The sequence below is a fragment of the Shewanella sp. YQ_9 genome (assembly GCF_043103185.1).
GTDB lineage: Bacteria > Pseudomonadota > Gammaproteobacteria > Enterobacterales > Shewanellaceae > Shewanella > Shewanella algae.
In genome coordinates this window covers 1-25,242 of sequence record NZ_JBICJO010000021.1, presented here as the reverse complement: position 1 = coordinate 25,242, position 25,242 = coordinate 1, and the positions used below count along the sequence as shown (strand labels likewise).

General features: G+C 52.1%; 22 protein-coding genes and 1 tRNA gene. 6 read left to right on the top strand and 17 right to left on the bottom strand.

Features of this window, described 5'->3' with window-relative positions; translation table 11 throughout:
* Entirely contained in the window at positions 1-669 is a 669-nt protein-coding gene (rpe, locus tag ACF8D4_RS06400; protein WP_025011600.1) for a ribulose-phosphate 3-epimerase, read from the bottom strand.
* A gap of 192 nt (positions 670-861) precedes the next feature.
* On the opposite strand from rpe, the gene ACF8D4_RS06395 reads away from it, so the two are divergent.
* Positions 862-1,212, top strand: a complete 351-nt coding sequence (locus ACF8D4_RS06395; RefSeq protein WP_025011599.1) for a hypothetical protein — start codon at positions 862-864, stop codon at positions 1,210-1,212.
* Positions 1,213-1,401, top strand: a complete 189-nt coding sequence (locus tag ACF8D4_RS06390) for a DUF2970 domain-containing protein (RefSeq protein ID WP_025011598.1) — start codon at positions 1,213-1,215, stop codon at positions 1,399-1,401.
* A 21-nt stretch (positions 1,402-1,422) separates the two neighbouring features.
* Here ACF8D4_RS06390 and ACF8D4_RS06385 read toward each other — a convergent pair whose 3' ends face one another.
* From ACF8D4_RS06385 to ACF8D4_RS06345, 9 genes are all read right to left on the bottom strand, one after another.
* Positions 1,423-2,262: a Dam family site-specific DNA-(adenine-N6)-methyltransferase gene (locus ACF8D4_RS06385; RefSeq protein WP_129980056.1), complete on the bottom strand. Its 840-nt coding sequence runs from the start codon at positions 2,260-2,262 to the stop codon at positions 1,423-1,425.
* A 48-nt stretch (positions 2,263-2,310) separates the two neighbouring features.
* Positions 2,311-3,777 (bottom strand): AAA family ATPase, encoded by a 1,467-nt coding sequence (locus ACF8D4_RS06380; RefSeq protein ID WP_392468535.1) that lies wholly within the window; start codon positions 3,775-3,777, stop codon positions 2,311-2,313.
* 16 nt (positions 3,778-3,793) lie between these two features.
* Positions 3,794-4,870 (bottom strand): 3-dehydroquinate synthase, encoded by a 1,077-nt coding sequence (aroB, locus tag ACF8D4_RS06375; RefSeq protein WP_025889306.1) that lies wholly within the window; start codon positions 4,868-4,870, stop codon positions 3,794-3,796.
* Between the two features lie 8 nt (positions 4,871-4,878).
* The gene (gene aroK, locus ACF8D4_RS06370; RefSeq protein ID WP_025011596.1) at positions 4,879-5,394 is read right to left on the bottom strand and encodes a shikimate kinase AroK; all 516 of its coding nucleotides are present in this window, start codon (positions 5,392-5,394) and stop codon (positions 4,879-4,881) included.
* 331 nt (positions 5,395-5,725) lie between these two features.
* A complete protein-coding gene (pilQ, locus tag ACF8D4_RS06365) occupies positions 5,726-7,780 on the bottom strand; it encodes a type IV pilus secretin PilQ family protein (protein ID WP_144128708.1) in 2,055 nt (684 codons plus the stop codon).
* Between the two features lie 21 nt (positions 7,781-7,801).
* Complete coding sequence (locus tag ACF8D4_RS06360) at positions 7,802-8,320, bottom strand: pilus assembly protein PilP (RefSeq protein WP_025011594.1); 519 nt, start codon at positions 8,318-8,320, stop codon at positions 7,802-7,804.
* Positions 8,317-8,937: a type 4a pilus biogenesis protein PilO gene (locus tag ACF8D4_RS06355; protein WP_025889304.1), complete on the bottom strand. Its 621-nt coding sequence runs from the start codon at positions 8,935-8,937 to the stop codon at positions 8,317-8,319. The genes ACF8D4_RS06360 and ACF8D4_RS06355 overlap by 4 nt, the downstream gene beginning before the upstream one ends.
* On the bottom strand, positions 8,934-9,521 hold the full coding sequence (locus tag ACF8D4_RS06350) for a PilN domain-containing protein (protein WP_028780990.1): 588 nt from the start codon (positions 9,519-9,521) through the stop codon (positions 8,934-8,936). Before ACF8D4_RS06350 ends, ACF8D4_RS06355 begins: the two co-directional genes overlap by 4 nt.
* The gene (locus tag ACF8D4_RS06345; protein WP_025011592.1) at positions 9,509-10,588 is read right to left on the bottom strand and encodes a pilus assembly protein PilM; all 1,080 of its coding nucleotides are present in this window, start codon (positions 10,586-10,588) and stop codon (positions 9,509-9,511) included. The genes ACF8D4_RS06350 and ACF8D4_RS06345 overlap by 13 nt, the downstream gene beginning before the upstream one ends.
* 182 nt (positions 10,589-10,770) lie before the next feature.
* Between ACF8D4_RS06345 and ACF8D4_RS06340 the strand changes: the two genes are divergently transcribed.
* Positions 10,771-13,305 (top strand): penicillin-binding protein 1A, encoded by a 2,535-nt coding sequence (locus ACF8D4_RS06340; RefSeq protein WP_028780991.1) that lies wholly within the window; start codon positions 10,771-10,773, stop codon positions 13,303-13,305.
* An 84-nt stretch (positions 13,306-13,389) separates the two neighbouring features.
* Here the strand turns inward: ACF8D4_RS06340 and argH are convergent, their stop codons facing one another.
* From argH to argC, 5 genes are all read right to left on the bottom strand, one after another.
* A complete protein-coding gene (gene argH, locus ACF8D4_RS06335; RefSeq protein ID WP_025011590.1) occupies positions 13,390-14,757 on the bottom strand; it encodes an argininosuccinate lyase in 1,368 nt (455 codons plus the stop codon).
* A gap of 65 nt (positions 14,758-14,822) precedes the next feature.
* Positions 14,823-16,046, bottom strand: coding sequence for an argininosuccinate synthase (locus ACF8D4_RS06330; RefSeq protein ID WP_301561083.1), 1,224 nt, complete (start codon positions 16,044-16,046; stop codon positions 14,823-14,825).
* Between the two features lie 34 nt (positions 16,047-16,080).
* Positions 16,081-16,986 (bottom strand): ornithine carbamoyltransferase, encoded by a 906-nt coding sequence (locus ACF8D4_RS06325; RefSeq protein ID WP_096142608.1) that lies wholly within the window; start codon positions 16,984-16,986, stop codon positions 16,081-16,083.
* A gap of 11 nt (positions 16,987-16,997) precedes the next feature.
* Entirely contained in the window at positions 16,998-17,780 is a 783-nt protein-coding gene (gene argB, locus ACF8D4_RS06320; protein WP_025011587.1) for an acetylglutamate kinase, read from the bottom strand.
* A gap of 33 nt (positions 17,781-17,813) precedes the next feature.
* Entirely contained in the window at positions 17,814-18,794 is a 981-nt protein-coding gene (argC, locus tag ACF8D4_RS06315) for an N-acetyl-gamma-glutamyl-phosphate reductase (protein ID WP_071237674.1), read from the bottom strand.
* A 265-nt stretch (positions 18,795-19,059) separates the two neighbouring features.
* Between argC and argE the strand changes: the two genes are divergently transcribed.
* The 3 genes from argE to ACF8D4_RS06300 all read left to right on the top strand — a co-directional run bounded on the left by argE (position 19,060) and on the right by ACF8D4_RS06300 (position 23,528).
* Complete coding sequence (gene argE, locus ACF8D4_RS06310) at positions 19,060-20,211, top strand: acetylornithine deacetylase (RefSeq protein WP_096142610.1); 1,152 nt, start codon at positions 19,060-19,062, stop codon at positions 20,209-20,211.
* A 144-nt stretch (positions 20,212-20,355) separates the two neighbouring features.
* Positions 20,356-22,992, top strand: coding sequence for a phosphoenolpyruvate carboxylase (gene ppc / locus ACF8D4_RS06305; protein WP_392468528.1), 2,637 nt, complete (start codon positions 20,356-20,358; stop codon positions 22,990-22,992).
* Complete coding sequence (locus ACF8D4_RS06300) at positions 22,989-23,528, top strand: DUF1439 domain-containing protein (RefSeq protein ID WP_028780996.1); 540 nt, start codon at positions 22,989-22,991, stop codon at positions 23,526-23,528. The genes ppc and ACF8D4_RS06300 overlap by 4 nt, the downstream gene beginning before the upstream one ends.
* Before the next feature lie 87 nt (positions 23,529-23,615).
* On the opposite strand, the gene ACF8D4_RS06295 is transcribed toward ACF8D4_RS06300, so the two are convergent.
* Positions 23,616-24,890, bottom strand: a complete 1,275-nt coding sequence (locus ACF8D4_RS06295) for a CinA family nicotinamide mononucleotide deamidase-related protein (RefSeq protein ID WP_044733472.1) — start codon at positions 24,888-24,890, stop codon at positions 23,616-23,618.
* 248 nt (positions 24,891-25,138) lie between these two features.
* Positions 25,139-25,215 (bottom strand) — tRNA-Asp (locus ACF8D4_RS06290).
* Positions 25,216-25,242: the final 27 nt, after the last annotated feature.

The window sequence follows — 25,242 nt, the reverse complement described above, 5'->3', positions numbered from 1 at the left end:
TTACACTCCTGCCAGTTCACTGCGCATCTGGTCGATAACAGCTTTATAGTCCGGTTGGCTAAAGATGGCAGAACCGGCTACAAACATATCGGCACCGGCGGCGGCGATTTCGGCAATATTGTCCACCTTAACCCCACCGTCGACTTCCAAGCGGATATCGCGGCCACTCTCATCGATGCGGCGACGCACTTCGGCCAGTTTGTCCAGTGTCGATGGAATAAATGACTGACCACCAAACCCTGGGTTGACCGACATCAGCAAAATCACATCCAGCTTATCCATCACATAGTCCAGGTAGTGCAGTGGCGTGGCAGGGTTGAAAACCAAACCCGCCTTACAGCCATTGTCGCGGATGAGTTGCACTGTACGATCCACATGCTCGCTGGCCTCTGGATGGAAAGTGATGATAGAAGCCCCCGCCTTGGCAAAGTCAGGCACTATGCGATCGACCGGCTTCACCATCAGGTGCACATCGATATCGGCGGTAATACCATAGTCACGCAACGCCTTGCAGACCATGGGGCCTATGGTCAGGTTAGGTACATAATGGTTGTCCATCACATCGAAGTGAACCACGTCGGCCCCCGCATCCAATACGGCTTTAACATCATCACCCAGGCGGGCAAAATCGGCAGACAGAATGGAAGGAGCAATAAGATATGGGCGCATAGCATTCTCACAGGATGTTTAAGAAGTCGCCTATTTTACCCGCCAAGGCGCTCGGGCTCTATAGCCTGGCGCCCATTTCTGCCGTTGAAAAGCGCCATAAGTTGGAATAAAGTTGTTACTTGGTAAAAAGCTGTTCAATTTATCAACGGCTTTGTTATAATTGACCGATGTCACATTTGGGATTGGAACAGGATGAACCAGAAACCGCAGGTTTTCACACACAGCATCAAGTCAGCAGTCATACTCGCTGTCGCCGCTGGCGTGGTGGGAGCAACTGCCGTTGGTTTCCAAAGCCTGGGTTCTTCCAGCAATAATCTGGCCTGTAGCTGCAGCCAGGAAAATGATTACAATCCCAACCTGCCTTCCAGCCATCCCAATAATCGCTGTGCGACTCAGGAAGATGATCTGAGCTGGAAGAGTTGGCTCAGCGGCAAGAGTCGTTCGGGTCAGTTCCATTTTGTTGACTTGTTGGAGTTGCTGCACGGCCATCAACGTAAACCGGTTGATGATATGGCTCCGGCGAATTCCAATAACGGTTTCTAGATGCTTGGCCGCTACTGGCGTTACCTTTACAGTACGCTGGCAGCCTTCTTCGGCGTGCAGAGTGAGTCCAATCGCGTCAGGGACTTCAGCGCCAATTCCTCACCTCTCCCTTATATCATCACGGGCGTGTTGCTGGCCGCACTACTGGTACTAGGTCTGTTGCTGCTGGTAAATCGAGTACTCGCCTGATTACTTTGGCAAAGATGACTTTCAGTCGTTCTCGTTGTGATAGGTTTCGTCGTACAGGGCCATCAACTCGTTCACCTTGGTTCTGGTGCTGCCTTTCTGGCTGATGTTACGTTGAACCTGTATCGCTTCCATTCTCGAGCCGTGATAGAGCTCACGGGTCAACGGAATATCATGGTTGCTGATAAGCACAGGTATGCCACGCTCAATGGCGGTATGACGGGAATGCCTGGCCAGCAGTGCCTGGTCATCCAAAGAGAAGCCGGCACCGACATAAGTGGTAAAACTGGCGGTGGTCGATAAAGGTGCGTATGGCGGATCGCAATAAATCACGTCACCGCTTTTAGCCAGGGAAAACGCCTGCTCGTAGCCGATGCAGCGAAACTCGGCATTTTGTGCCTTGGCAGCAAAACCGCGGATCTCTTTCTCAGGGAAATACGGCTTCTTGTAGGAACCAAAGGGCACATTGAATGAGCCTTTACGGTTATAACGACACAGACCATTAAAGCCGTGGCGGTTGAGATAGAGAAAATAGACTGCCCGCTCGAAGGGGTCACGACTGCGATTGAATTTTTCTCTGACCAGATAGTATTGCTCTTTATCGTTCATTCGCGGTACAAACAGTTCCGCCGCCGCCCCTATGTATGCTTCCGGACGAGTCTGAATGATAGAGTAAAGATCGATCAGGTCGCGATTGATATCGCACAACAGATAGCTCGGATAATCTGTGTTGAGAAACACAGAACCGGCACCGACAAAGGGCTCAACCAACCGCTGACCCTTGGGCAAGTGCTGAGTCAGGGCATCAACCAGTTTAAATTTACCACCGGCCCACTTAAGAAAGGCTCTTTGTTTTTTCTTCATTAAAATTGATTGGTGCCCGGAAAAACGAAAGTGAGGATTGTACTCCGTTTAAGATGAAATTTCACTGTTACTTAGGCCAGCTTGTAAGCGATAGTGTTGCAGTGATTGCCATGACTTGACCAAGGGTTGAGACAGGCCCAAAGTCTGCTGCAACACTTTGCCGGCTTCGATGGCCTCTTGCTTACTGGCATATTCCCCTACCAATACCACCCACCAATCCTTGTGCTTGGCTACCCTGACATTTTCCACTTTTTTCAGCTTGGCCATAAACGCCGTCAGTGACGATTCACGTTTCAGACTCACCAACTGCAAAGTATAACCCTGTGTCGGTAGCACTCCGGCACTGGGCTCTTGTTCTAGCTCAGATTTATTCTGAACTTCTTGCGACTTGGTATCTTGAGAAGCCTTAGCGGCCTCTTTGACCTGCGGCTTTTGGGTAACCGGCGTAGTAACAGGAGCGGTTTGCACATCCAGTATTGCCTTGGCGTCACTCAGTAGCTCAGATTCTGACTCTGAGGATCGCGCTGTAACCACTTGAGTCTCTACATGCTGATCGTTTATTTGCTCCAAGACCGCCTGCGGCTCTGTTACCTGGCTTTGTACTTGTTCCAGGCGAACGTAAACGGGCGTAGTTGAGAGCGCCTCCTGATCTTGGTCAATATCGAGCCAACGTTCGGCAAATTGGCTTAAGGGACTTGTACTATGCTCCAGCACCAGGGCTGACTTGGGCAATTCAGGCAGAGGCTCGGTCGAGCGCAGCAGATACCAAGAGAGCAGCGCCAGAGAGATAAGCACGGCAAGGCTCGATGTCAGTATGGTCTTCCAAGGGAATACCCTTGGCCTCGGCGGCTCACCATTCAATGCCAGCTCCAGCAATGCCAATACCTCGGCCGGTGTGCCTTGTTGCCTCTCCAACTGCTTGACCACTATGGCCCGTGGCGTGAAAGTGTGCACTGCGCTGCGGGTCAACAGTGTCTGATACAGGCCCTCACGCTCGACGAGAGAAAGCGGCTCAAGCTTAACCGGCAACACCTGTTGTTTCTGTGCTTTGGGCAGTTGAAGCTGTAGCTGCTCGGCAAACTCCGGAGAGACAGAACAGGTCAACGTGATAGGCTCACCTCTGGCCTGCAGCTGAGTCAGCAATAAACACTCGGCCCAAAGCGCCAAGGGCATATTATCGGCATCGTCGATCAGAATGTGGATAGGCTTGCGCATCTCACCCAGATAGCGCAGCAGGGTATCGGCCAGAGGCTGCTCGTCGTCAAACAGGGGATCGGGCAGCAACTGGATCAGCAACTTGCGCCTTATTTCAGCAGCATCGGCATGTTGAGGGCAACTGACCAACGCCAGATTATGCTCATCGAGCACATTGGCCAAGGCGGTCAACAGTCGTGTCTTACCTGCTCCAGCCTGCCCCTGCAACAAAACCAGCTGCTGACCATAACAGGCCAGATGCTGCAGTCTTTGTAACAGTGCCTCTTGCGAGGGCAGGAGAAGTTCTTCGGTTGCCACCATTGTTACCCATCAAGGATCAAGTGCGGCAGATCACCTGTTCGAGTAGGGATTCCGGCACTTGAGCAAAAATACCGGCCTGACCCATGTCTGTGGGCAAAACCAGGCGAATTTGCCCTGCCAAAACTTTCTTGTCACGCCGCATGTGTTTGATAAAACTTTCAAAATCCATGGACTCTGGTGCAGTTACCGGTAAGTCGAATACCTGTAGCAGCTCAGTGATGCGACGGAGAATTGACTCGTCAATCAGTTCCATGGCTTTTGCAGTTTGTGCAGCAAGGACCGTGCCAGCGGCAACCGCTTCACCATGAAGCCAATTGCCATAGCCCATTTCGGCTTCGATGGCATGACCAAAGGTATGCCCCAGATTCAACAGAGCGCGAACCCCCTGCTCTGTCTCGTCTTCGGCAACCACTTCGGCTTTTATCTCACAGCAGCGACGTATGGCATAAGCCAGAGCCTCTGGCTGCTGCGATTTGAGTGACTCAACATTGTTTTCGAGCCACAGGAAAAAGTCAGCATCCCAAATGATGCCGTATTTGATCACCTCAGCCATGCCGGCGGCAAATTCACGCACCGGCAGAGTCTTCAGGCACAGGGTATCTATCAGCACAAGTTGTGGCTGATAAAAAGCGCCTATCATGTTCTTGCCCAGCGGATGATTGACCGCTGTTTTGCCGCCCACAGAGGAATCGACCTGAGACAGGAGCGTAGTGGGGATCTGGATAAAGTCCACGCCCCGCTGATAACAGGCCGCAGCGAAGCCGACCATGTCACCAATGACACCGCCACCGAGAGCCACCAGCACCACATCACGACCGCAGTTGTGCTCAAGCAGAGCCGTAAATACGCTTTCGAGTTGTGCCAGTGTCTTGTACTGCTCACCATCGGGCAGAATATGAGCAAAAACCTGAGCCGCAGGCAGCAGAAGGCGCTGCAAAGACTGCAGATACAGGGGAGCTACTGTGTCATTGGAGACAATGAGGACTTTTTTACCCGAGACACTCGCCGTCAGGCAATCGCTCTGGGCCAACAGACCCTGGCCAATGAAGATAGGATAACTGCGTTCACCTAAATCAACCCGGATCTGTTGCATCTTGCGTCCTAGAAGCCTAATTGTTCAATGATTTGATTGGCCACAACTTTGGCGCTTTGCTCGTCTGTCTTGACGATAACATCGGCGATTTCCTCATAGAGAGGATTACGCACGTCTGCCAGTGCTTCCAACACTTCACGAGGATTATCTACCTGCAGCAAGGGACGACGCTTGTCGCGCTGGGTACGGGCCACTTGCTTGTCGATAGTGGTTTCCAGATACACCACGATACCGCGGGCAGAGAGGAAGTTGCGGATATCTTTGCTTTGAACTGAGCCACCACCTGTGGCCAGAACTATGCCTTGTTTCTCGGTCAGATCGGAAATCACCTGAGCCTCGCGGCGACGGAAACCTTCTTCGCCTTCAACGTCAAATACCCAGGCAATGTCAGCGCCAGTGCGATTTTCAATCTCTTGATCTGAATCGTGGAATTCCAAATGCAGCATTTGTGCCAGATGACGACCTATGGTGCTTTTGCCTGCGCCCATAGGGCCTACCAGAAAAATATTACGTTTTTCAGCCATTTCTTGTACGTCTGAATCTTATGAAAAGTTTGCCGAATGTCGACTTACTATCAAATCGACGGGATTTGTTACCTTGCTCTAATGAGACTTGACCGGGGATTATCTCAGCTTAAGGACATTCAAGGCAAGTAATGCCGACTATTAAAGCCAAATTTCCCCGGGCCCAAACATCAAAGCCAGCGACTGGCACTGGCTTTGATTGAGGTTTTACAGGTTTGGAAAAAACTTAGGTTGACCCCGGCATGCCTTCAATCAGATGCTTTGAATGCCAATTGCTGTGCAAGCCACGCTCTACAAAAGAGAACGCCACGATGACCCATTCACACCTTCCCTAGATTTCTTCGGTCACTATCTTGGGCGTTACGAAGATCAGTAGCTCCTGGCGCTCATTCTTGTCCGAAGTATTGCGGAACAGGAAGCCGACCAAGGGGATATCCCCCAATACAGGAACCTTGCTGACCCGGCTGATCAGGTTCTGTTGATAGATACCACCCAAGACTATGGTTTCACCATTATCCACCAGCACTTGAGTACCTATGCGCTGGGTATCGATGGAGACAGCCTCTCCCAACGGAGTTTGTACTACCTTACCCTGCGAGTCCTGAGTAATTTCCAGATCCAGTATCACGCGGTTGTCCGGGGTGATTTGAGGTGTTACCCGCAGCGACAGTACCGCTTTCTTGAACTGTACAGTTGCCGCCCCACTGGAAGCCGATTCCACGTAAGGGATCTCGACACCCTGCTCAATATAAGCGGCTTTCTGATTCGAAGTGGTAATCCTCGGACTGGCAATGATTTCACCCTTGTTTTCCTGCTCCAGCGCACTCAATTCCAGGTCCAAGACGGTACCGTCAGCCAATTTGGCCACATGAAAAGCTATGCTGGTAGCATTGCTTGGTGCTGCCGGCAGATTCACATTGAGACGATCGCCAATTGATGGAATGGTGCCGTTGGCTATGTCCTGAGCACCTTCCAGGCTACCCGATGTGCCCTTATTGCCCTGCTGATCTGTAATTCCCCAACGGATACCCAGGTCTTCCGAAACATCATCTTTAACCGTGACCATTCGGCTTTCAATCAGCACCTGACGAATAGGCACGTCCAATACTTCAATCAACTTATGCACATTTTCCAGAATATCGGCCGTGTCTTTAACCAACAGAGTATTGGTTCTTTCGTCCACGGCAACAGTGCCACGCTTGGACAACAGGCTGGAGCCTTCTCCCTTCAGCAGGTTGGCAATATCATTGGCCTTGGCGTAATTCACCTGCAGATACTCTGAGTAAAGCGGTGCCAACTCTTCAGAAACCTTTTTCTTGTTCTTGAGTTGGTTTTCTTCACGAATGGCCAGCTCTTCCGCCGGCGCCACCATCAGGATATTACCCTCGATTCGCTTATCCAGCCCCTTGGTTTGCAGGATAAGATCCAACGCCTGATCCCAAGGGACATCGTCCAGTCTCAGGGTGATGCTGCCGTCGACAGTATCACTGGTCACCAGATTGAAATCATTGTAATCGGCGATAATCTGCAGCACGGTTCTGACGGAAATATTCTGGAAGTTAAGTGACAGAGTCTTACCTGAGTATTTCTTCTCTTCTTCCAGTTGAACTTCACGCTCGACCTTGTTCATCGCCAAGGTGAACATATTGCCATCTTGCTTGTAGTTATATTCGTAGTCACCTTTGATATCGATTAGCACCCGGGTAGTCAGCTCTTCTTTGAAGGTCTCAAAGCTCTTCACCGGAGTGGCAAAGTCCTGCACATCCATGACATATAGCATGTCAGATGGAATATCTGTGTTATACAACTTCAGCTCCAGCCTGGAGCCAACTTGCTCCACATTGGCGGCAACCGATGAATTACGCAGCTCAACCAGCAATTCTCCGCCATTGTCACCCAAGCGGCGGAAATCAATATTCTTTATGCTATTGACGAAAGGACTACTGGCCTTGCTCTGGGGATCCATGACCTCATCATTGACAGTCAAACGATAAACGTTGTCTACCGCTTTACCCTGATAAGGTTTCACTTTTTTCAGTGCCAGAACCAGTCGTAAATTATCGCCGTCCTGCATGCTGGACAGCTGCTCGACACCGGCAGTATTAATAGGGATCTGTGCTTTCTCCAGCGCCGAAATACTGTCGCTGAAGTCCAATTGGATACTGGCTGGATCGGCACTCAAATTGATTTCCGGCTCAGATATCGGCTTGTCAAACACCAACTCCAGCTCCAGTTGATGATCCACAATGGCGTGGTACTTTACATCCACCAGCTTGTTGGCAGCACCAGCGTAGGGACTGAGCCCCAGGACGAGCAGGCTGCCCAGGATAAACTGCATCCATTTGGCTGCATTCTTCGGGGTGATATTCGCGGCAGAAGATTCCATTATTCCCTCATCCTTCGCTTGTTATTCTCCGGTCAATTCCAGGCTGCTGTTGCGCTCTGTCCAACAGCCGGAACCGTCCGGTACTAATTCAATGATGTCGATATTCTGTGCTGATACTTTGGCGATGCGGCCGTGATAGAGTCCCAAATACTCGCCCACTCCCATCCGATAGACATTGCCATCGGTTGTTTCCACCAAGGCCCAAACCACGTTGTCTTCGCTCAGGGTGCCGCGCATCTTGAGGTTGTCCAGCGCATAGGTTTCGAGACGGCTCTTGCGACGCTTGAGATCCGGCTGCAGGCAATCCTTGGTGGTATCTATCACCTCTTCCGTCAGTTCCCGGGAAGGCGGCACAAAGGGACTACGCAACATATCTGCCTGATAATCAAAATGCTCAAACTGAGGCGGCTCTTTCAACGGCGGGATCCTGGCAACATGCTGAGCCTTGGTGCTGGTGACAAAGGCTTCAAGATCTGTTCTGTCACCGATACAGCCGCCAAGCATTAACGCCGCCGCGATCAGGGGGATGAGTTGTTTCATTTACCTTTCCCCTTAGCCTTCTCCGGCGGTAATTCCGTTCCCTCTTTAAATCTGTAGGTCTTGGCCAGAATTTCCATTGCCAAGGTGCCGGATGGATCGCGCTTAACCACAAAGTCATGCAGGCTGACGATCCGTGGCAGCTTGGCAACTCCGCCGACCATGTGCCCCAATTGGTGATAGTCACCGGTCACAGCCATGCGTATCGGAAACTCAATATAGAAATCCCGTTGGATCTCGGCATCCCAATCCAGACTCTGGATCTTCAGACCCGCATCTGTGGCGACATAGGTCAAGTCATCAAGCAAACCCGGCATTTCATTCTCTGATGGCAGCATCTTCAACAGTTCGGCAAATTGTGCCTCCATCTGTACCAATTGCTCCCTATACAATTTCAGGTTAGCGGCCAACAGATACTTTTGCTTGAAATCATCACGCAGTTGTTGCTCTTTCACCTGTTCAGACTGGTAAATATCTATGGCGTCTGAAACAAACAGATAATAGCCACCGACGAACACCAGAATCGCCAGCAAGCCTGCAAATACGGCCTTGACCTGAGTCGGCCAGCCGCCGATATTCTCCATGTCCAGATCATTGAACTGGCTCAAATCGAAACTCATTTGCCCGCTCCTTTCGCCATCTGTGCCGTCCCTTCAAGCCGGTTTGCTCCCTTGATACTGACTTTGAGACTGAAGCGTTGCAGCTCTCTGAGTTCTTCCTGTTGAGAGACTATCGACTGCATACTCGGATCCTGAAGCCATTCTGATGCTTTAATTTTTCGCATCATGTTGGCGACATTGTTATTGGACTCACTGCGTCCTTCGATCCAGATAAGGCTGCCTTTCTTTTCTATGCTGGAAAGATAGATACCTGGCGGAATAACCCGTACCAGCTCATCCAATACGTGGGTTGGCAAATTACGCGCCTGTTGCAGGTTAAGAATAATCTCGGTGCGACGTTCAATATCCTTTTTGCGCTGTTTTATCTTGGTGATTTCAGCTATCTGCTTGTCAAGCAAACTAATTTCTGACTGGAGATAAGCATTTCGCTGACGCTGATCCTCTGTCATCAAGTCGATAAAATTCAGTGCCAAATAAACCAATAACGCGGCGCCAATAAAAACAGCAGCCAGAATACCTATATAATCGCGCTTCTGTTTTTCCCTGGCTTCTTCACGCCATGGCAATAAGTTTATGTTCGCCATTGAGCATAACTCCTCAGTGCCAGGCCGCAGGCCACCATGTATTTACTGATATGGGGTTGCAGGGCATTTTTTACTGAATCGTCCGCATGTAAACTTCCCTGAAAGGGGTCGGCAATTATAGTGTGAACACCTAATTCATTGGTTAGAAGATTAGCCATGCCTTCTAATTTGGAAGTGCCGCCACAAAGCACCAAATGATCGACTTTATCCTTACCACTGGAAGTGCAATATATTTGCAGCGTACGTTTTATCTGTTGCAATAATTGCGTTTGAAATGGCGATAACACCTCAAACATATAATTGCGAGGTAGATCACCTTCTATCTTGGCCTTTTCCGCCTGCTCATAGGACATACCGTAAAAAGACAATATAGATTGAGTGAAGAGTTCACCACCAAATGCTTGCTCGCGGATAAAGGCTGTTTCCCCTTTTTCCACCACGGCGAAGGTGGTCATGTTGGCACCGATATCAACCAAAGCGACAACCTGATCTGCTGCGCCATCCGGAAGCTGCCCCAGGATCAATTCATGGGCACGTCCCAGAGCATAGCCTTCTACATCAACAACTTTAGGCTCAAGGTCGACACTGTCCAGCGCGTCGATTCTGGCATCAATATTTTCGGTACGGCAAGCACTAAGCAAGACATCAACCTTGCTGGGGTCTGTCTTGTTGACGCTCAGCGTTTCAAAATCAATGCTGACCTCATCAAGTGAATAGGGAATGAGGTTATCCGCTTCAATCTCAATCTGCGCCTCCATTTCAACCTCACTCAAGGAGGCGTCCATGTAGATGACTTTAGTCATTACGGCTGATCCGGATACAGCGACAGAAGCAAATTTAGTTGATTTGGGCAATTGCCTCTTCAGCTGTCTCATTGCTTCAATAACGGCTTCAGGATCGCGAATATCATGATCATTGATGGCTCCTTTTTTTACAGGAGCAGCGGCATAAGCCTGGATTTTATAACCATCGCCTGTCTTGCCCAGCAGGATCGCTTTGACCTCGTGAGAACCGATGTCAATACCCACCATTTGCGGAGCCTGACGCTTCCATAGATTCGAAAGCATAGTCCTTTGTCACTTTGTTATTGTTAGGTTTTAGATTAGCACATTTTCAAATTGTTACGCCCCTTTGTATAAAATGTTTGAGCACATTACAACGGCTAATTTTTTGACGCTGCCTTTTTGCTTCACCCTGCACAAAACGCCTTATATACTATTGTGCCCGCAGCAAGTTTTGGAATAATCTCGTGAAGTGGTTAAAACGTATACTCATAGCTCTATTCAGTCTGGCCCTTCTTGGGGTTGCAGCTATCGTTGGAGCCTACTTCTACGTCCTGCCCGAACTCCCGGATGTCGCTACACTCAAGACAGTTCAACTGCAAACGCCACTGAGGGTGTATTCCAGTGACGGCAAACTGATCTCGCAATTCGGTGAAAAACGCAGGATCCCGCTGGAGTTGGCCGATGTGCCCAAACCACTATTGCAGGCCTTCCTGGCAACCGAAGATTCACGCTTTTATGAGCATAAAGGTATCGACCCCATAGGTGTGGTGCGCGCCGCATTGGTTATGCTGGCCACCGGCGAGAAAAAACAGGGTGCCAGTACCATTACCATGCAAGTGGCCAGGAACTTCTTCCTGACTCGAGACAAGACAATTATTCGTAAAGTCAAAGAGATATTTATCTCTATCCACATAGAGCAGCTGCTAACCAAAGATGAAATTCTGGAGCTCTATGTCAACCGTATCTATCTTGGACAGCGTGCTTACGGGGTTGGCGCCGCGGCTCAAGTTTATTATGGCAAGGAAGTCAAAGACTTGACGCTTGCTGAAATGGCAGTTATCGCAGGTTTGCCAAAAGCCCCTTCAACACTCAACCCTATCACCTCCCCCAGCCGAGCTTTGACCCGTCGTAACCTGGTGCTCAACCGTATGCTGGAGGTCGGCTATATCACCCAGAGTGAATATAACGAAGCCAGTGCTCAACCTATTACCGCCAAATACCATGGCGCCGAAATCGATCTCTATGCCCCTTACATTTCAGAGATGGCCAGAGATTATATGGTGCAGAAATATGGTGAAGAGGAAGCCTATACCGGTGGTTACGATGTTTACACCAGCATAGACTCATCACTGCAGTTAAAAGCCCAGAAGGCACTGCGCAACAATGTCTACGCCTATGATGAACGCCATGGCTATCGAGGCCCAGAAGCGGTTCTATGGACAGACAAGCAGCCTGATGAGAGCGAGTTGATTGCCACCCTGAAGAAAACTATGCCCATTCAGGAGCTCAGGCCAGCCGCCGTATTGCAAGTAGAGGAACAGCAAGCACAGGTGCTGCTCGCCTCGGGAGAAAAACTCACTCTGCCTTGGGATGGCCTCAAATGGGCCCGCAAGTTTATCAATGACAAACGCCAAAGCGCACCACCGAAGAAAGCCGAACAGTTTCTGAAAGTGGGCGAGCAGATTTGGGTGCGTAACAACGGCGATATCTGGCAGTTGGCTCAGGTGCCTCAGGTTGCCAGCGCCATAGTCTCGATAGATCCCAAAGATGGTGCAATTCAGGCTCTGGTCGGTGGTTACAGCTTCAGTCAGAGCCAGTACAACCGGGTAACTCAGGCCAAACGTCAGCTGGGCTCCAACATAAAGCCTTTCTTATATGCTACGGCGCTGGAGAAAGGCTATACCCTGGCGACACTGATCAACAATGCGCCGATCAACAAGCCCGACCTCAGCCAAGGTACGGCATGGCGCCCCAAAAACTCACCCGACGTATACGGCGGCCCCACCAGGCTGCGTCTGGGACTGGCCCAGTCTATCAACGTGATGTCGGTGAGAACCCTGCGTTATGTTGGGCTGGATGCCGCCATCGACAAGCTGGTGCAGTTTGGTTTCGATGCCAAAGAGCTCAACCGCAACGAGTCTCTGGCGCTGGGTTCGCCATCTGCCACACCTTTGCAGGTGGTCACTGCCTTCTCTGCCTTTGCCAACGGGGGCTACCTGGTTGAACCTTACTTCATTAAACGGATCCAGAATGCCCAGGGCGAAATCCTTGAACAAGCTCATCCGGCTCTGGCTTGTGATGCGCCGCTTAAGCCTGAAGAGGATATGGCGGATAACGCGATAACCGATTTGACTATGCAAGAGCCGCTGCAGCCCCAGGTTCAGGAAGATCCTTTCAGCTGTGACAGCCCAAGTGCCCGTCACGCCAAGCAAGTGATCAGCGAACAGACCGCATTCCTGATCACCGATGCCCTCAAGAGTGTTATCTGGGGTGGCGGTAACTGGAGCAAGGGCACTGGCTGGAACGGTACCGCCTGGCGCGCCGCCAGAGTGGTCAAACGCCATGACATAGCCGGTAAAACGGGAACAACCAACGAATCGCGGGACACCTGGTTCAGTGGCTACAATCCCAAGCTTGCCACCACCGTCTGGGTCGGCTTCGATGACCATGGCCGTGAGCTGGGACGTACCGCCTGGAATGCCAGCGGCGCCAAAGATCAGATTTCAGGGGCCGAATCCGGTGCCAAGACCGCGGGCCCAGGCTGGAACGAGTTTATGCGCGATGCTCTGGAAGGAACGCCGGAAGAACCCAGCATTCCACCGGCTGGAATCGTTTCGGTGCGTATTGATTTGGATAGCGGCAAGCTGTCGCGTAAGACAGACTACACCAGCGACTTCGAGTACTTTATTCAGGGTACAGAACCCAAGGAATACGCCACCGGCGCCGAAGATGACAGCGACATCTTTATCGAAACACCGCCGGAAGAGCTGTTCCAGTAACTGTCTGTGTAACACCGTCTGTTAAACATTAAAAAACGCGCCGATTGGCGCGTTTTTGTTTGGCTCGAATCCGAGGGATAGCTTCTATTTGGCCTGTTTGGCAGCCAGCGCTGCCTTGACCTGCTCTACCGCGGTACCGCCGAGAATATTGCGTTTCGCCAGGCAAGAATCGATACCCAAATGCGGATAAACATCCTCCGCTATGATATCGGCATAGCTTTGTAAGATTTCAAGTGGCAAGGCTTCCAGTGGCTTACCCTCAGCAATAGCTTGCAGCACCACTTCACCCACAACGTGATGCGCCTGCCTGAAGGGCATGCCTTTACCCACCAGATAGTCCGCCAGTTCAGTGGCATTGGCGTATCCCTGTTGAGCTGCGGCCAACGCATTGGTTCGGTTAACCTTGACACCTTCAAGCACCAGAGCCGCCATTTTCAAGCACAGGCTCCAGCTGTCCATCACATCGAACAAGCCTTCCTTGTCTTCCTGCATATCCTTGTTGTAGGCGAGTGGCAGCGCCTTCATGGTGGTGAGGATCCCCATCAAGCTGCCGTATACCCTGCCCGCTTTACCGCGGATAAGCTCAAGCGCATCGGGGTTCTTCTTCTGCGGCATCAAGGAAGAACCTGAGGTGACATTGTCGGCCAGCTCGATAAAGTTGGCTTCGCCGGAATTGAAGAAGATCATATCTTCAGCCATACGACTTAAGTGCATCATGCTGATAGAGGCATCGCTGCAGAGCTCGATCACATGGTCACGATCAGACACGCTGTCCAGGCTGTTGAGGGTAGCAGAGGCAAAGCCCAGGCTGGCCGCCAGCGCCTGACGGTCGATGACATAAGCTGTACCCGCCAAGGCGCCACAACCCAGAGGGCAGGTGTTGAGGCGATTCAGTGCATCCTGCAAGCGGCTGATATCCCGCTCAAACATTTCCACATAAGCCAAAGCCCAATGGCCAAAGGTCACGGGTTGCGCCCGCTGCAGATGGGTATATCCCGGCATCACGGCATCCAACTCACGCTCGGCCAAGGCCAGCAGCCCCTGTTTGACTTCAATCAACAGACTCAGCAGGTGTGCGCCTTCCTGTTTGCACCACAGCTTGAGATCGGTCGCCACCTGGTCATTGCGCGAACGGCCGGTGTGCAGCTTCTTACCCAAGTCACCCACCTTGGCGATCAGCTGTGATTCCACAAAACTGTGAATATCTTCGGCGCCGGAAGCGATGATCTGCTCCGGCGTATCTTTAACTTCTGCGAGCAACTCAGCCAGCGCCTGAGTCAGGGTCTGGCATTCCTCCTGGGTTAACACGCCGGCCTGGGTTATCGCCTCGGCCCAGGCGACTGAGCCCTGGATATCCTGCTCCAGTAAACGGAAATCCACCGGCAGGGAATCGTTGAAGAGTTTGAAAAGTTCGCTGCTTTGGCCGCTGAATCTGCCACCCCATAAAGCCATGATAAGGTCCTCTTTCTCGGGCATAAAAACTAAGGGGCGCCGATGCGCCCCTGATATACTGACGCTTACTTGCTGTTGAGCGCGCGGATACGGCTCGCCAATGAGTAGAGGCGGATAAAGCCTTCGGCGTGTTTCTGATCGTAAACCGTGTCTTCACCGAAGGTGGCAAACGCCTCGGAATACAGGCTATTGGGAGAACGTTTCTTCACGGCAACCGCCTGGCCCTTGAAGAGCTTGATCACCACTTCGCCGTTAATGTCCTGGGCCAGTGCCTCGGATGCCGCTAACAGCGAGTTGCACAGAGGTGTAAACCAACGACCATCATAGACCAGATGTGCCATCTGAGCGGCCACCTGTTCACGCCAGTTACGGCTGGTCTTGTCGAGCACCAACTCCTCTACCGCTCTCAGAGCAGCAAACATGACAGTGCCGCCCGGTGTTTCATAACAGCCACGGGACTTCATCCCCACCAGCCGGTTTTCAGTGATATCGATACGGCCAACACCGTGAGCGGCAGCAATCTGGTTCAGCTTCATCAGCGCCGCATAGGGGCTCAGGGCTTCACCGTTGACTTCAATCACCCGGCAGTTTTCCACTTTCAGGCTGACATACTCAGGCTCATCTGGCGCATCCAGCGGATCGACTGTCATGGTCCACACCTCTTTGCTGGGCTCATTCCAGGGATCTTCCAGCTCCCCACCTTCGTGGGAGATATGCCAGGCGTTGGCGTCGCGGCTATAGATCTTGGTGGCCGAAGCCGAGGTCTTGATGTTGCGCTCGGCCAGGTAAGCCAGCAGATCTTCACGGCTCTCCATGGTCCACTCACGCCAAGGGGCAATCACTTTCAGATCCGGCGCCAGTGCGGCAAAACAGCCTTCGAAACGCACCTGATCGTTACCCTTGCCGGTACAACCATGACACAGGGCGTCGGCGCCGACCTTACGGGCCACTTCCACCTGAGCCTTGGCGATGATGGGTCTGGCCATGGAGGTGCCCAGCAGATAGGTTCCCTCGTAGATGGCACCGGTTGCTATGGTGGGATAGATGTAGTCTTTAACAAACTCTTCTTTCAAATCAACAATATGACATTCACTGGCGCCGGAAGCCAACGCCTTTTCTGTCAAACCTTCGAGTTCGGCTTCCCCTTGTCCAACATCGGCACAAAAGGCAACGATCTCACAGTTGTTATAGTTCTCTTTCAGCCAGGGAATGATGGCCGAGGTATCCAGGCCGCCGGAGTAGGCCAGGACAACTTTTTTCACATCTGTGTTTTTCTGTGCAATAGACATCTTAATTTTCCTAGATTCAACTGGCCCTTGGCCATCAGCTCAAAAGTGTTACCAGAACGGCATTCTGCGCGTGCATGCGGTTTTCTGCCTGTTGCAGGATCAGAGAACCTTTGCCATCCATCACCTCATCTGTCACTTCTACCCCTCTGTGAGCGGGTAAACAATGCATAAAATACTTCACCTTATACTGATCCATCAGCGGCTGATTGATCTGATAAGGATTAAATTTTGTTTCAATATCAGAAAGTTCTGTTTGGTCGCCCATGGAAATCCAAGTATCAGTGTAGACGGCATCCTGACCTTCCAGGGCGGCGATGTCTGAAGTCAGTATCAGGCTGCCTCCATTCTCGGCCGCCAGTTGCTGTACTTCATTGACAATCAGACCATCGGGGAAATGCCCTTCGGGGCAGATAACCGTCATGCTGGCACCCAGAATAGCAGCGCCTATCATCAATGAATGGGTCACGTTGTTGCCATCACCTACATAGGCCAATTTCACCTTGCCCAAGTCACCGAGCTGTTCTGACAGGGTCAGAAAATCCGCCAGTGCCTGACAAGGGTGGTACAAGTCCGACAGCGCATTGATCACAGGTACAGTGCCGAACTCGGCCAGGCCTTCTATGGTCTTGTGGCTGAAAGTCCGTGCCACTATGGCGTCGGCCCAGCAGGAAAGGTTACCGGCGAAATCGGCAACAGATTCGCGCTTGCCCAAAGCACCATTTTGTTGATCCAAATAAAGACAGTGACCACCCAGCTTATGGATACCGATATCGAAACTGACCCTGGTACGCAGGGAAGGTTTTTCAAACAGCATCACTACGCTCTTGCCCGCAAGCGCGTGTCGGTAGTCTGCCGGATTGGCCTTGATCTTCTTGGCCAAGTCCAACAACGCCAGCAACTGGGATTGGGTGAGTTCTTTAATGGTCAACAGGTGCTTCATACTGCCTTCTCCTATGGTTTTATTTGCGTACCCACGGCTTCGCCCTGAGCCAATGCAGCCAGTTGCGCCGCATCTCTCCAGGAAGCAACCTGTACCGGCTGCCCCATGAGTTCTGCGACTTCCAACGCCGCCTCTACTTTGACTTTCATACCTTTCTCTATCACGCCCAATTTCACCAGGTCGTCGATTTCGCTACGATTAAGACTGGCGATCAACTGCCCCTTACCGTCCAATACTCCGGAAACATCGGAGAGCAGCACCAGCTTGCCCTGCACCAGCTTGGCCAGCACTGTGGCAGCCTGATCGGCATTGACGTTAAGCAGTTGCCCTTCGCTGGATACTGCAATGGAGCTGACAATGGGCATCCAACCCTGAGACAGGACGAAATTGATATAGCTGCCGTCTTTGGGGGAAACTTCACCCACCAGCCCCAAACGTTCATCTTTAATTACCGCATCGACCAAGTTGGCATCCGCCAGACTCATGCCAACGCTGGCGACACCAGCCTTGATGGCCGCCGCCTGCAGTATCTTGTTGGACATACCGGCCAGGGCGCCGGCGATGATCGGCATCTGCTCCGGCGGGGTGACCCGCAAGCCATCGAGCTTCACCGTATCCATGCCATTGGCCTTGAGCTGTTCATCCACCAGATAACCGCCACCATGAACCAGAACCACCTTCTGTCCCTGGGCCAGCATTTTCGCCGCCGTATCCATCAGCCTGGCCATTCCCATCTCACACTGCATCAGTGCGCCGCCAACTTTCAGAACCAACACCTTGTCTTTCGTGCTCATAGTGACAACTCTCTCTAACCGTTCCGGGAATAATTAGTATTTAAAGTGAATCTTTATGCATTGCAGCGCCTGACTGGCAGCGCCCTTCATCAGGTTGTCTATGGCACTGGCCACCACCAGATAATGGTTCTGTTCATCAAACTTCCACCCCAGATGACAATTGCCTGTGTGTACCACGTCATCCACCTTGGGAAATTGGTTCTGTTTTACGCTGACAATGCTCGAGCCATGGTAGATGCTGTAAGCCTCGGCAACGTCCTCTGCCTTGGTACCCGGCTTGAGCTGCAGCGTAATGGTGGCGAGAATGCCGCGTTTGAAGTTGCCAAGGTGCGGAGTAAAAATCACTTCCTGCCCCAGTTGGCTGGCGATTTCGGGCTGATGCCTGTGACCAAGCACACCGTAGGGCGTTAAACTCACTTCACAGAAACTGGTGTGCAGCTGCGCCTTGCGCCCGGCTCCGGTCACACCGCTAACAGCATTGATAACGGGGAAAGCATCTGTCATCAGTGACTTGAGCGGCTTAAGCGCCAACAGGGATGCCGTGGGATAACAACCGGGAACCGCAATCATCTTGCTGTTGGCAATCGCCTCGGCATTCCACTCGGCCAGACCATAAACTGCCTGTGCCAATACTTCGGCTTGGTTATGCTCAAAGCCATACCACTTGGGATAATTGGCCGCGTCGCTGAAACGATAAGCACCGCTCAAATCAAATACCGCCAGCCCCTGGGCATAAAACCAGGCCGCCAATTCCAGGCTTACCGAATGTTCGGTCGCCAGCGCCACGGCGTCGGCCTGCGCCACTATCTGCTGTTTGGCCTCTGGCGTTAACGGCTGCAACACTGCAGAGATATGTTGATATACAGGATAAAGTTCAGCCAGGCTTTTGCCCTTATCCAGACTATTTTCAGAAACATACAAGCCTTGAATGCTTAACTCTGGCTCAGCTTGGATCAGGGCGGTTAACTGGGCACCTGTATATCCACTGGCCCCTATGATGGCGATATTTTTCATGGTTTCTAATTCTTCAAGCTAATCAAAAAAAGGAAGGGCACAACGAAAGCCCGTGGCTCAGCGCCTAATGACAAGTTTATCGTCGCAGGGAGTTATTGCAGTTTTTGGTCTGAATCAAGCTCAAGGTCGAACTCAACATACTTAGTCTCACTGAATTTAGTCACCATGAAAGATGACACTGGCTTTAGCTGTTTGCTAGACTAACACAGCAATTTATTTATGCAATATATATGAATAGTTATTTTTAATGTTTTGCAGGATAGTCATGAAAAAACTGCCGGAACTCACAGAAAGCTTCAGTGCGCTTATCGCCTCGCCCTCCATCAGTGCCCTGGAGCCCGAACAAGATCAATCCAATGCTGCCGTTATCGACTTGCTGGCCAACTGGTTTGCCGATTTGGGGTTGGAGTGCCGCCGCCAGCCGGTGCCCGGCAGTCGCAACAAACATAACCTGCTGGCCAACCTGGGCACTGGCCAAGGTGGCCTACTGCTGGCCGGGCACACAGACACAGTACCGTTCGATGAAGGCCGTTGGCAGCATGATCCCTTTCGGCTAACCGAAAAAGATAACCTTTGGTATGGCTTGGGAACTTGTGACATGAAGGGTTTCTTTGCCTTGATATTGGAGACCTTGAAACAACTGCCGCTGACACAAATGAAGCGACCTCTTTATATTCTCGCCAGTGCCGATGAGGAAACCACAATGAATGGGGCCAAGGCCTTTGCCGCCAACGCTGCAATCAAGCCTGAATTTGCCATCATAGGCGAACCCACCAGCCTACGGCCGGTTTATATGCATAAAGGGCACATGGCTCAAGGCATTCGAGTAACGGGCCGCAGCGGCCACTCGTCAGATCCGGCCAAGGGACTCAATGCCATAGAAGTGATGCATCTGATCATAGGCCGACTACTTAAACTCAAGCAGCATTTGAGCGAACACTATCGCGAAGATGCCTTCAGTGTGCCTTACCCAACCATGAACTTTGGCCATGTCCACGGCGGCGATGCAGCCAACCGTATCTGTGGTTGCTGTGATCTGCATCTGGATATTCGCCCGCTTCCCGGTTTGGCTTTGACCGATCTGCAACTCATGCTGCAGCAGTATTTACAGCCGGTCTGCGAACAATTCCCAGGATCAGTTTCCATCAGCGAACTCTATCCCGGCTCAGAGCCGTTTGCCGATGATAGAGACTCTCCCTGGAGCCAACTGGTCGCCAGCTTGGCGGGACAGCCACCTCAAGTGGTGAACTATGCCACCGAGGCGCCTTATATTCGGCAACTGGGGTGCCACACTCTGGTATTGGGACCCGGCAGCATAGAGCAGGCTCATCAACCGGATGAATATTTGGATACGGCGCAGATCAAACCTACAATAGATTTGCTGAAACAGCTTATTTATCATGCCTGTATAAAATAATGATCCAGCCCACAGCTGCTGGAAACAACGTAAGGCAAATACCTCAGCGTATTGACCATAGGGCACAGTGCTGGTTATTGTGCTCTACTCAAGTCCGCCCGAAACGACGACTCTTTCTCACTATTCTTTGGAGCAATCAACACGATGGCAGATATGTATGCATCCTTAAGATCCAACGTCAGTATGCTTGGGCAGATCCTCGGCGACACCATGCGATCCGATCTGGGGGAGCCATTTCTCGATAAGGTGGAGCAGATCCGTCAACTGGCCAAGAGTTCCCGTCAGGGTGATGAAAGCGCCCGTCAGCAGATGTTGGAACTGCTGACGGCCTTGCCCGATGACGAACTGGTGCCGGTCACCAAAGCCTTTAACCAATTTCTCAACCTGGCGAATATCGCCGAGCAGTTTCATACCATCAGCCGCAACTGTGATGAACTGGTGTGTGTACCGGATCCCGTGGAGCAACTGCTCGGACGCATGCTGAACGGCCCGATAGATCAGAAGCAGATGCTGTCCTGTCTGAGGGAGATGAACATAGATCTGGTACTGACGGCACACCCGACCGAGATATCCCGCCGCACCCTGATCCAGAAGTACTCATCTGTGGTCGATTGTCTGACGGCTCTGGAAAACGATCAGCTCAGCGAGCGCGAGTTTAAACAGATCAATCTGCGACTGCGGCAGCTAATTGCCCAGATTTGGCATACCAATGAGATCCGCCGCGAACGCCCGACACCGGTAGATGAAGCCCGCTGGGGTTTGGCGACTATCGAAACCTCACTGTGGCAGGCGATTCCCGACTTTTTACGCCAGCTCAACGACCAGGTAGAAGAGCGCACCGGCAGCCAACTACCAATTGATATCGCGCCGGTGCGATTCTCCAGCTGGATGGGTGGCGACCGTGATGGCAACCCCTTTGTTACCGCCAAGGTCACTCAGGAAGTATTGGATCGTAATCGCCATGCCGCCGCCAGACTCTATCTCAAAGATATCGTCTCTCTGGTTGGCGAATTGTCCATGGAAGAAGCCAACGAGGAGCTGAGCCAGTATACCAACGGCAGCTGTGAACCTTATCGTGACGTGCTCAGAGATCTGCGCCAAAAGCTGCGCAACACCATAGACTATCTCAATGCCCGCCTCGAAGGTCATCAGCCCGAAATCGACAGCCATAGCATCATCTGGCACCAGGACGACCTGAAAAAGCCGCTGCTGATGCTGTATCACAGCCTGTGCGATTGCGGCATGAGTCTGATAGCCAATGGCTTGCTGCTGGATATGTTGCGCCGCTTGGCCTGCTTCGGCATTCATATGCTGAGGTTGGATATCCGCCAGGATGCAGAGCGCCACGCCAATGCCATTGCCGAGCTTACCCGCTATCTGGGCATGGGTGACTTCAACCATTGGGATGAGACAGAAAAGCAGGCCTTCCTGCTCAGGGAACTGGCCAATCGCAGACCCTTGATCCCGGTAAACTGGCAGCCATCAGACGAGGTGGCCGAGGTACTGGCAACCTGCCGCTTGATAGCCACTCAGCCTCAACAAGCGCTGGGCTCCTATGTGATATCCATGGCCAGCCAACCATCCGACGTGCTGGCGGTACTCTTGCTGCTCAAAGAAACCGGCTGTCACTATCCCATGCGGGTAGTGCCGCTGTTTGAGACCCTGGATGACCTCAACAATGCCGCCGATTGCATCTCTGCCCTGCTCGATATCGATTGGTATCTGGGTTACACCAAAGGCATGCAGGAAGTGATGATTGGCTATTCGGATTCGGCCAAGGATGCCGGAGTCATGGCCGCGGCCTGGGCACAATATCGGGCGCAAGAACAACTAGTTGCGGTATGCAAGAAGGCTGGCGTCAAACTGACCCTATTCCACGGCCGTGGCGGTACTATCGGTCGTGGCGGCGGCCCGGCTCACCAGGCGATTCTGTCACAGCCTCCGGGCTCAGTTGACGGACGGATCCGGGTGACAGAGCAGGGAGAGATGATCCGCTTCAAGTTCGGTCTCCCTAAGTTGGCAGTGCAGTCACTGGCGCTTTACACCTCGGCGGTGATGGAAGCCACTTTGCTTCCGCCTCCCGAGCCTAAACAGGAATGGCGGCAATGCATGCAGCGACTGGCCGATGAATCTGTACTGGCCTACCGCAGCATAGTCAGGGAAGAAGCTGACTTTGTTGCCTATTTCAGAGCCGCAACGCCTGAAGTAGAGCTGGGTAAGCTGCCACTCGGCAGTCGACCGGCCAAACGCCGGGTGGATGGCGGTATCGAAAGCCTGCGCGCCATTCCCTGGATATTTGCCTGGTCACAGAACCGTTTGATGCTGCCAGCCTGGCTCGGTGCCGGTGAGGCGCTCGAAGCCGCGGCCAAACGAGGAGAGCTTTCTCTGCTACAGGAGATGGAACGTCAGTGGCCCTTCTTCAACACCCGTATCTCCATGCTGGAAATGGTGTATGCCAAGGCAGAACCCAACCTCGCCCGCTATTACGACACCTGCCTGGTGCCTGAAGACCTGCGTCATTTGGGTGAAGCTCTCAGGGAGAGACTGCAACAGGGGATCCAGGCGGTACTCGAACTGACCCGCTCTGACAGCCTGATGTCGCATACTCCCTGGAACAGGGAATCGGTGCGGCTTCGAAACCCCTATATCGACCCGCTCAACTTCCTGCAGGCCGAGTTGTTGGCCCGAAGTCGCAAGGAACAGGAAACTTCGGAACAATTGCAACTGGCGCTGATGCTGACCATAGCCGGTGTCGCAGCGGGCATGAGGAATACAGGATGAGGCTGCCCCTACTGCTGTCTCTGTGGTTGATGTTGATGTTGGGCGGCTGTGTCAGCCAATACAGCATCAGCGAAGGACAGCTGGAATCCTATCTGAATAAAGAGCTGCAACTGGATATGCAAGACACCCAGGGGCCACTGGCAACAGAGATCCAGTTGAATCGGGTAACAGTCAAATTGGGGCACAAGCCGGATACCATGGCGGTGAAAGCCACCTCGGAACTGATACTCAGAACGCCGCTGTTTCCCCTGCGTGCCAGCCTGACAACAGAGTTTGAGGCCAAGCCTTGGTATGACAACCAAACCCATGGCGTCTATCTCCGTGGTTTGGAGTTGACCTCTGTCGAGTCCAATCCCAAGGATATTCAGCGGGCTTTAAAAGGTATTGCCCCACAGTTGATGGGCTTTATCCGCAACTTCCTCGAAAGTCAGCCGGTTTATGTTCTGGACACCCAGGACAGCAACCAAGCGAGACTGGCCGATATGACCAAGAGCCTTCAGGTTAAACCAGGCAAGCTGGTGCTGGAGTTTAAATAAATCGATATTCAGAGCACAAAAAAGACGCAGCCTTGGCTGCGTCTTTTTATTTAACCTATTACTGGTTTAACCTATTGCTGCCTTTGACTATTTGGCAAATCGACCAATAGAGGAGTAGTCAACAATAACCGCCTCGCCCAGCAACTCGCGACGCAGCATGTCATAGGCTACTGCGCTGCTGAGGCTGCGAACCAGCTCTCGAGAACGTCTTGGCAGCTGAATCATCTGGCTGTAACAACCTCCTTTGGTTGCCAAGGCTATGGCGACAGTACCGACAGGCTTCTCCTCTGTGCCACCATCAGGACCGGCAATACCACTGGTGGCCAGAGCATAGTCACTATCCAGTATCTCCCTGGCCCCCATCGCCATCTCCTCAACGGTGGCAATCGACACAGCGCCATGGTCATCCAGTGTTGAAGGTTGTACCCCAAGAATACGCACCTTACTCTCATTGCTGTAGGTCACCAACCCCTGATGTAAATAGGAAGAACTGCCAGGGAAAGCCACCAATTGGCTGGTCAACATACCTCCTGTACAGGACTCGGCCAGGCTAAGACTAAGGCCGGAATTCAACAACCTATGATGGATCTCTTCCGCCAGTGTCGCGCGATTTTCGGCAACAACCGCAGTGCCCAAAACCTGTCGCACATGATTGGTTACTCGGGGCAACAGTGCAATGGCCTTATCACCGCGGGCAAACAACTTGATCTCTATATGTGGCATAGAGGAGCGATAACCTACGGTGATCCCTGCTGGCAACTCCAATGCTTCCAGCTTATCGGCCAGCGTCGATTCGCCATGGCCCAGGGTCAACAGCTTATTCAATGCGACTTTTGCATCCAGGCCGAACTCCTGTTTGATAAAGGGCAGAAACTGCTCCTGAACCATATGTTTCAGCTCAAATGGCACCCCTGGAGTGAAATAGAGCCAGGCACGATTGAGTTTGACTCTAAAGCCACAGGCCGTGCCAACCGGATTATCGACCATGACGGCAGACTCAGGCAGTAAAGCCTGTTTCAGATTACTGGCCGGCATCTCTCTGTTGTTACGGCTGAACCAGGCCTCCATCTTGGCACGCCATTCGGCGTTCTCAACCAGAGGCTCACCCTTAGCCTTGGCCATAGCTTCGGCCGAGAGATCGTCGCTGGTTGGCCCCAAACCACCATTAACCAGAATGATATCGGCATGGAGACTACGCTCCTGAAATACGGCTATCAGATCTTCGAGTCTATCCCCCACTGTGACCCTGCGCTGCACCTCAATCCCATGCTCCATCATCACATTGGCAAACCAGGCGGCATTGGTATCTACTATCTGACCGGACAACACTTCCTCTCCGGTACAAATCATCTCTAACTTCATTCAAAGATCCCTTTGGCAAAAACTGCATATACGTTAAGTAACAGCTGGATGAATAGCAAGCACGGCTTGGAAGACACAAGAAAGGGAGAAACAGGGAGAGTGGAAAACCAGCATGACACGCAGTTTAGAGAGTTGTACGCACGTTAGTTTGCAGGGGCAGAAGTCGATTTGTCGCGGGGTAAAGTTCAACGCAGTTCTGGATAAAAACGAAAAAAGCCTCATCTTTCGATGAGGCTTTCTCTTTAAGTTGGCGGAGCGGACGGGACTCGAACCCGCGACCCCCGGCGTGACAGGCCGGTATTCTAACCAACTGAACTACCGCTCCTTTAGTATCACGCCTTGGCGCACTACT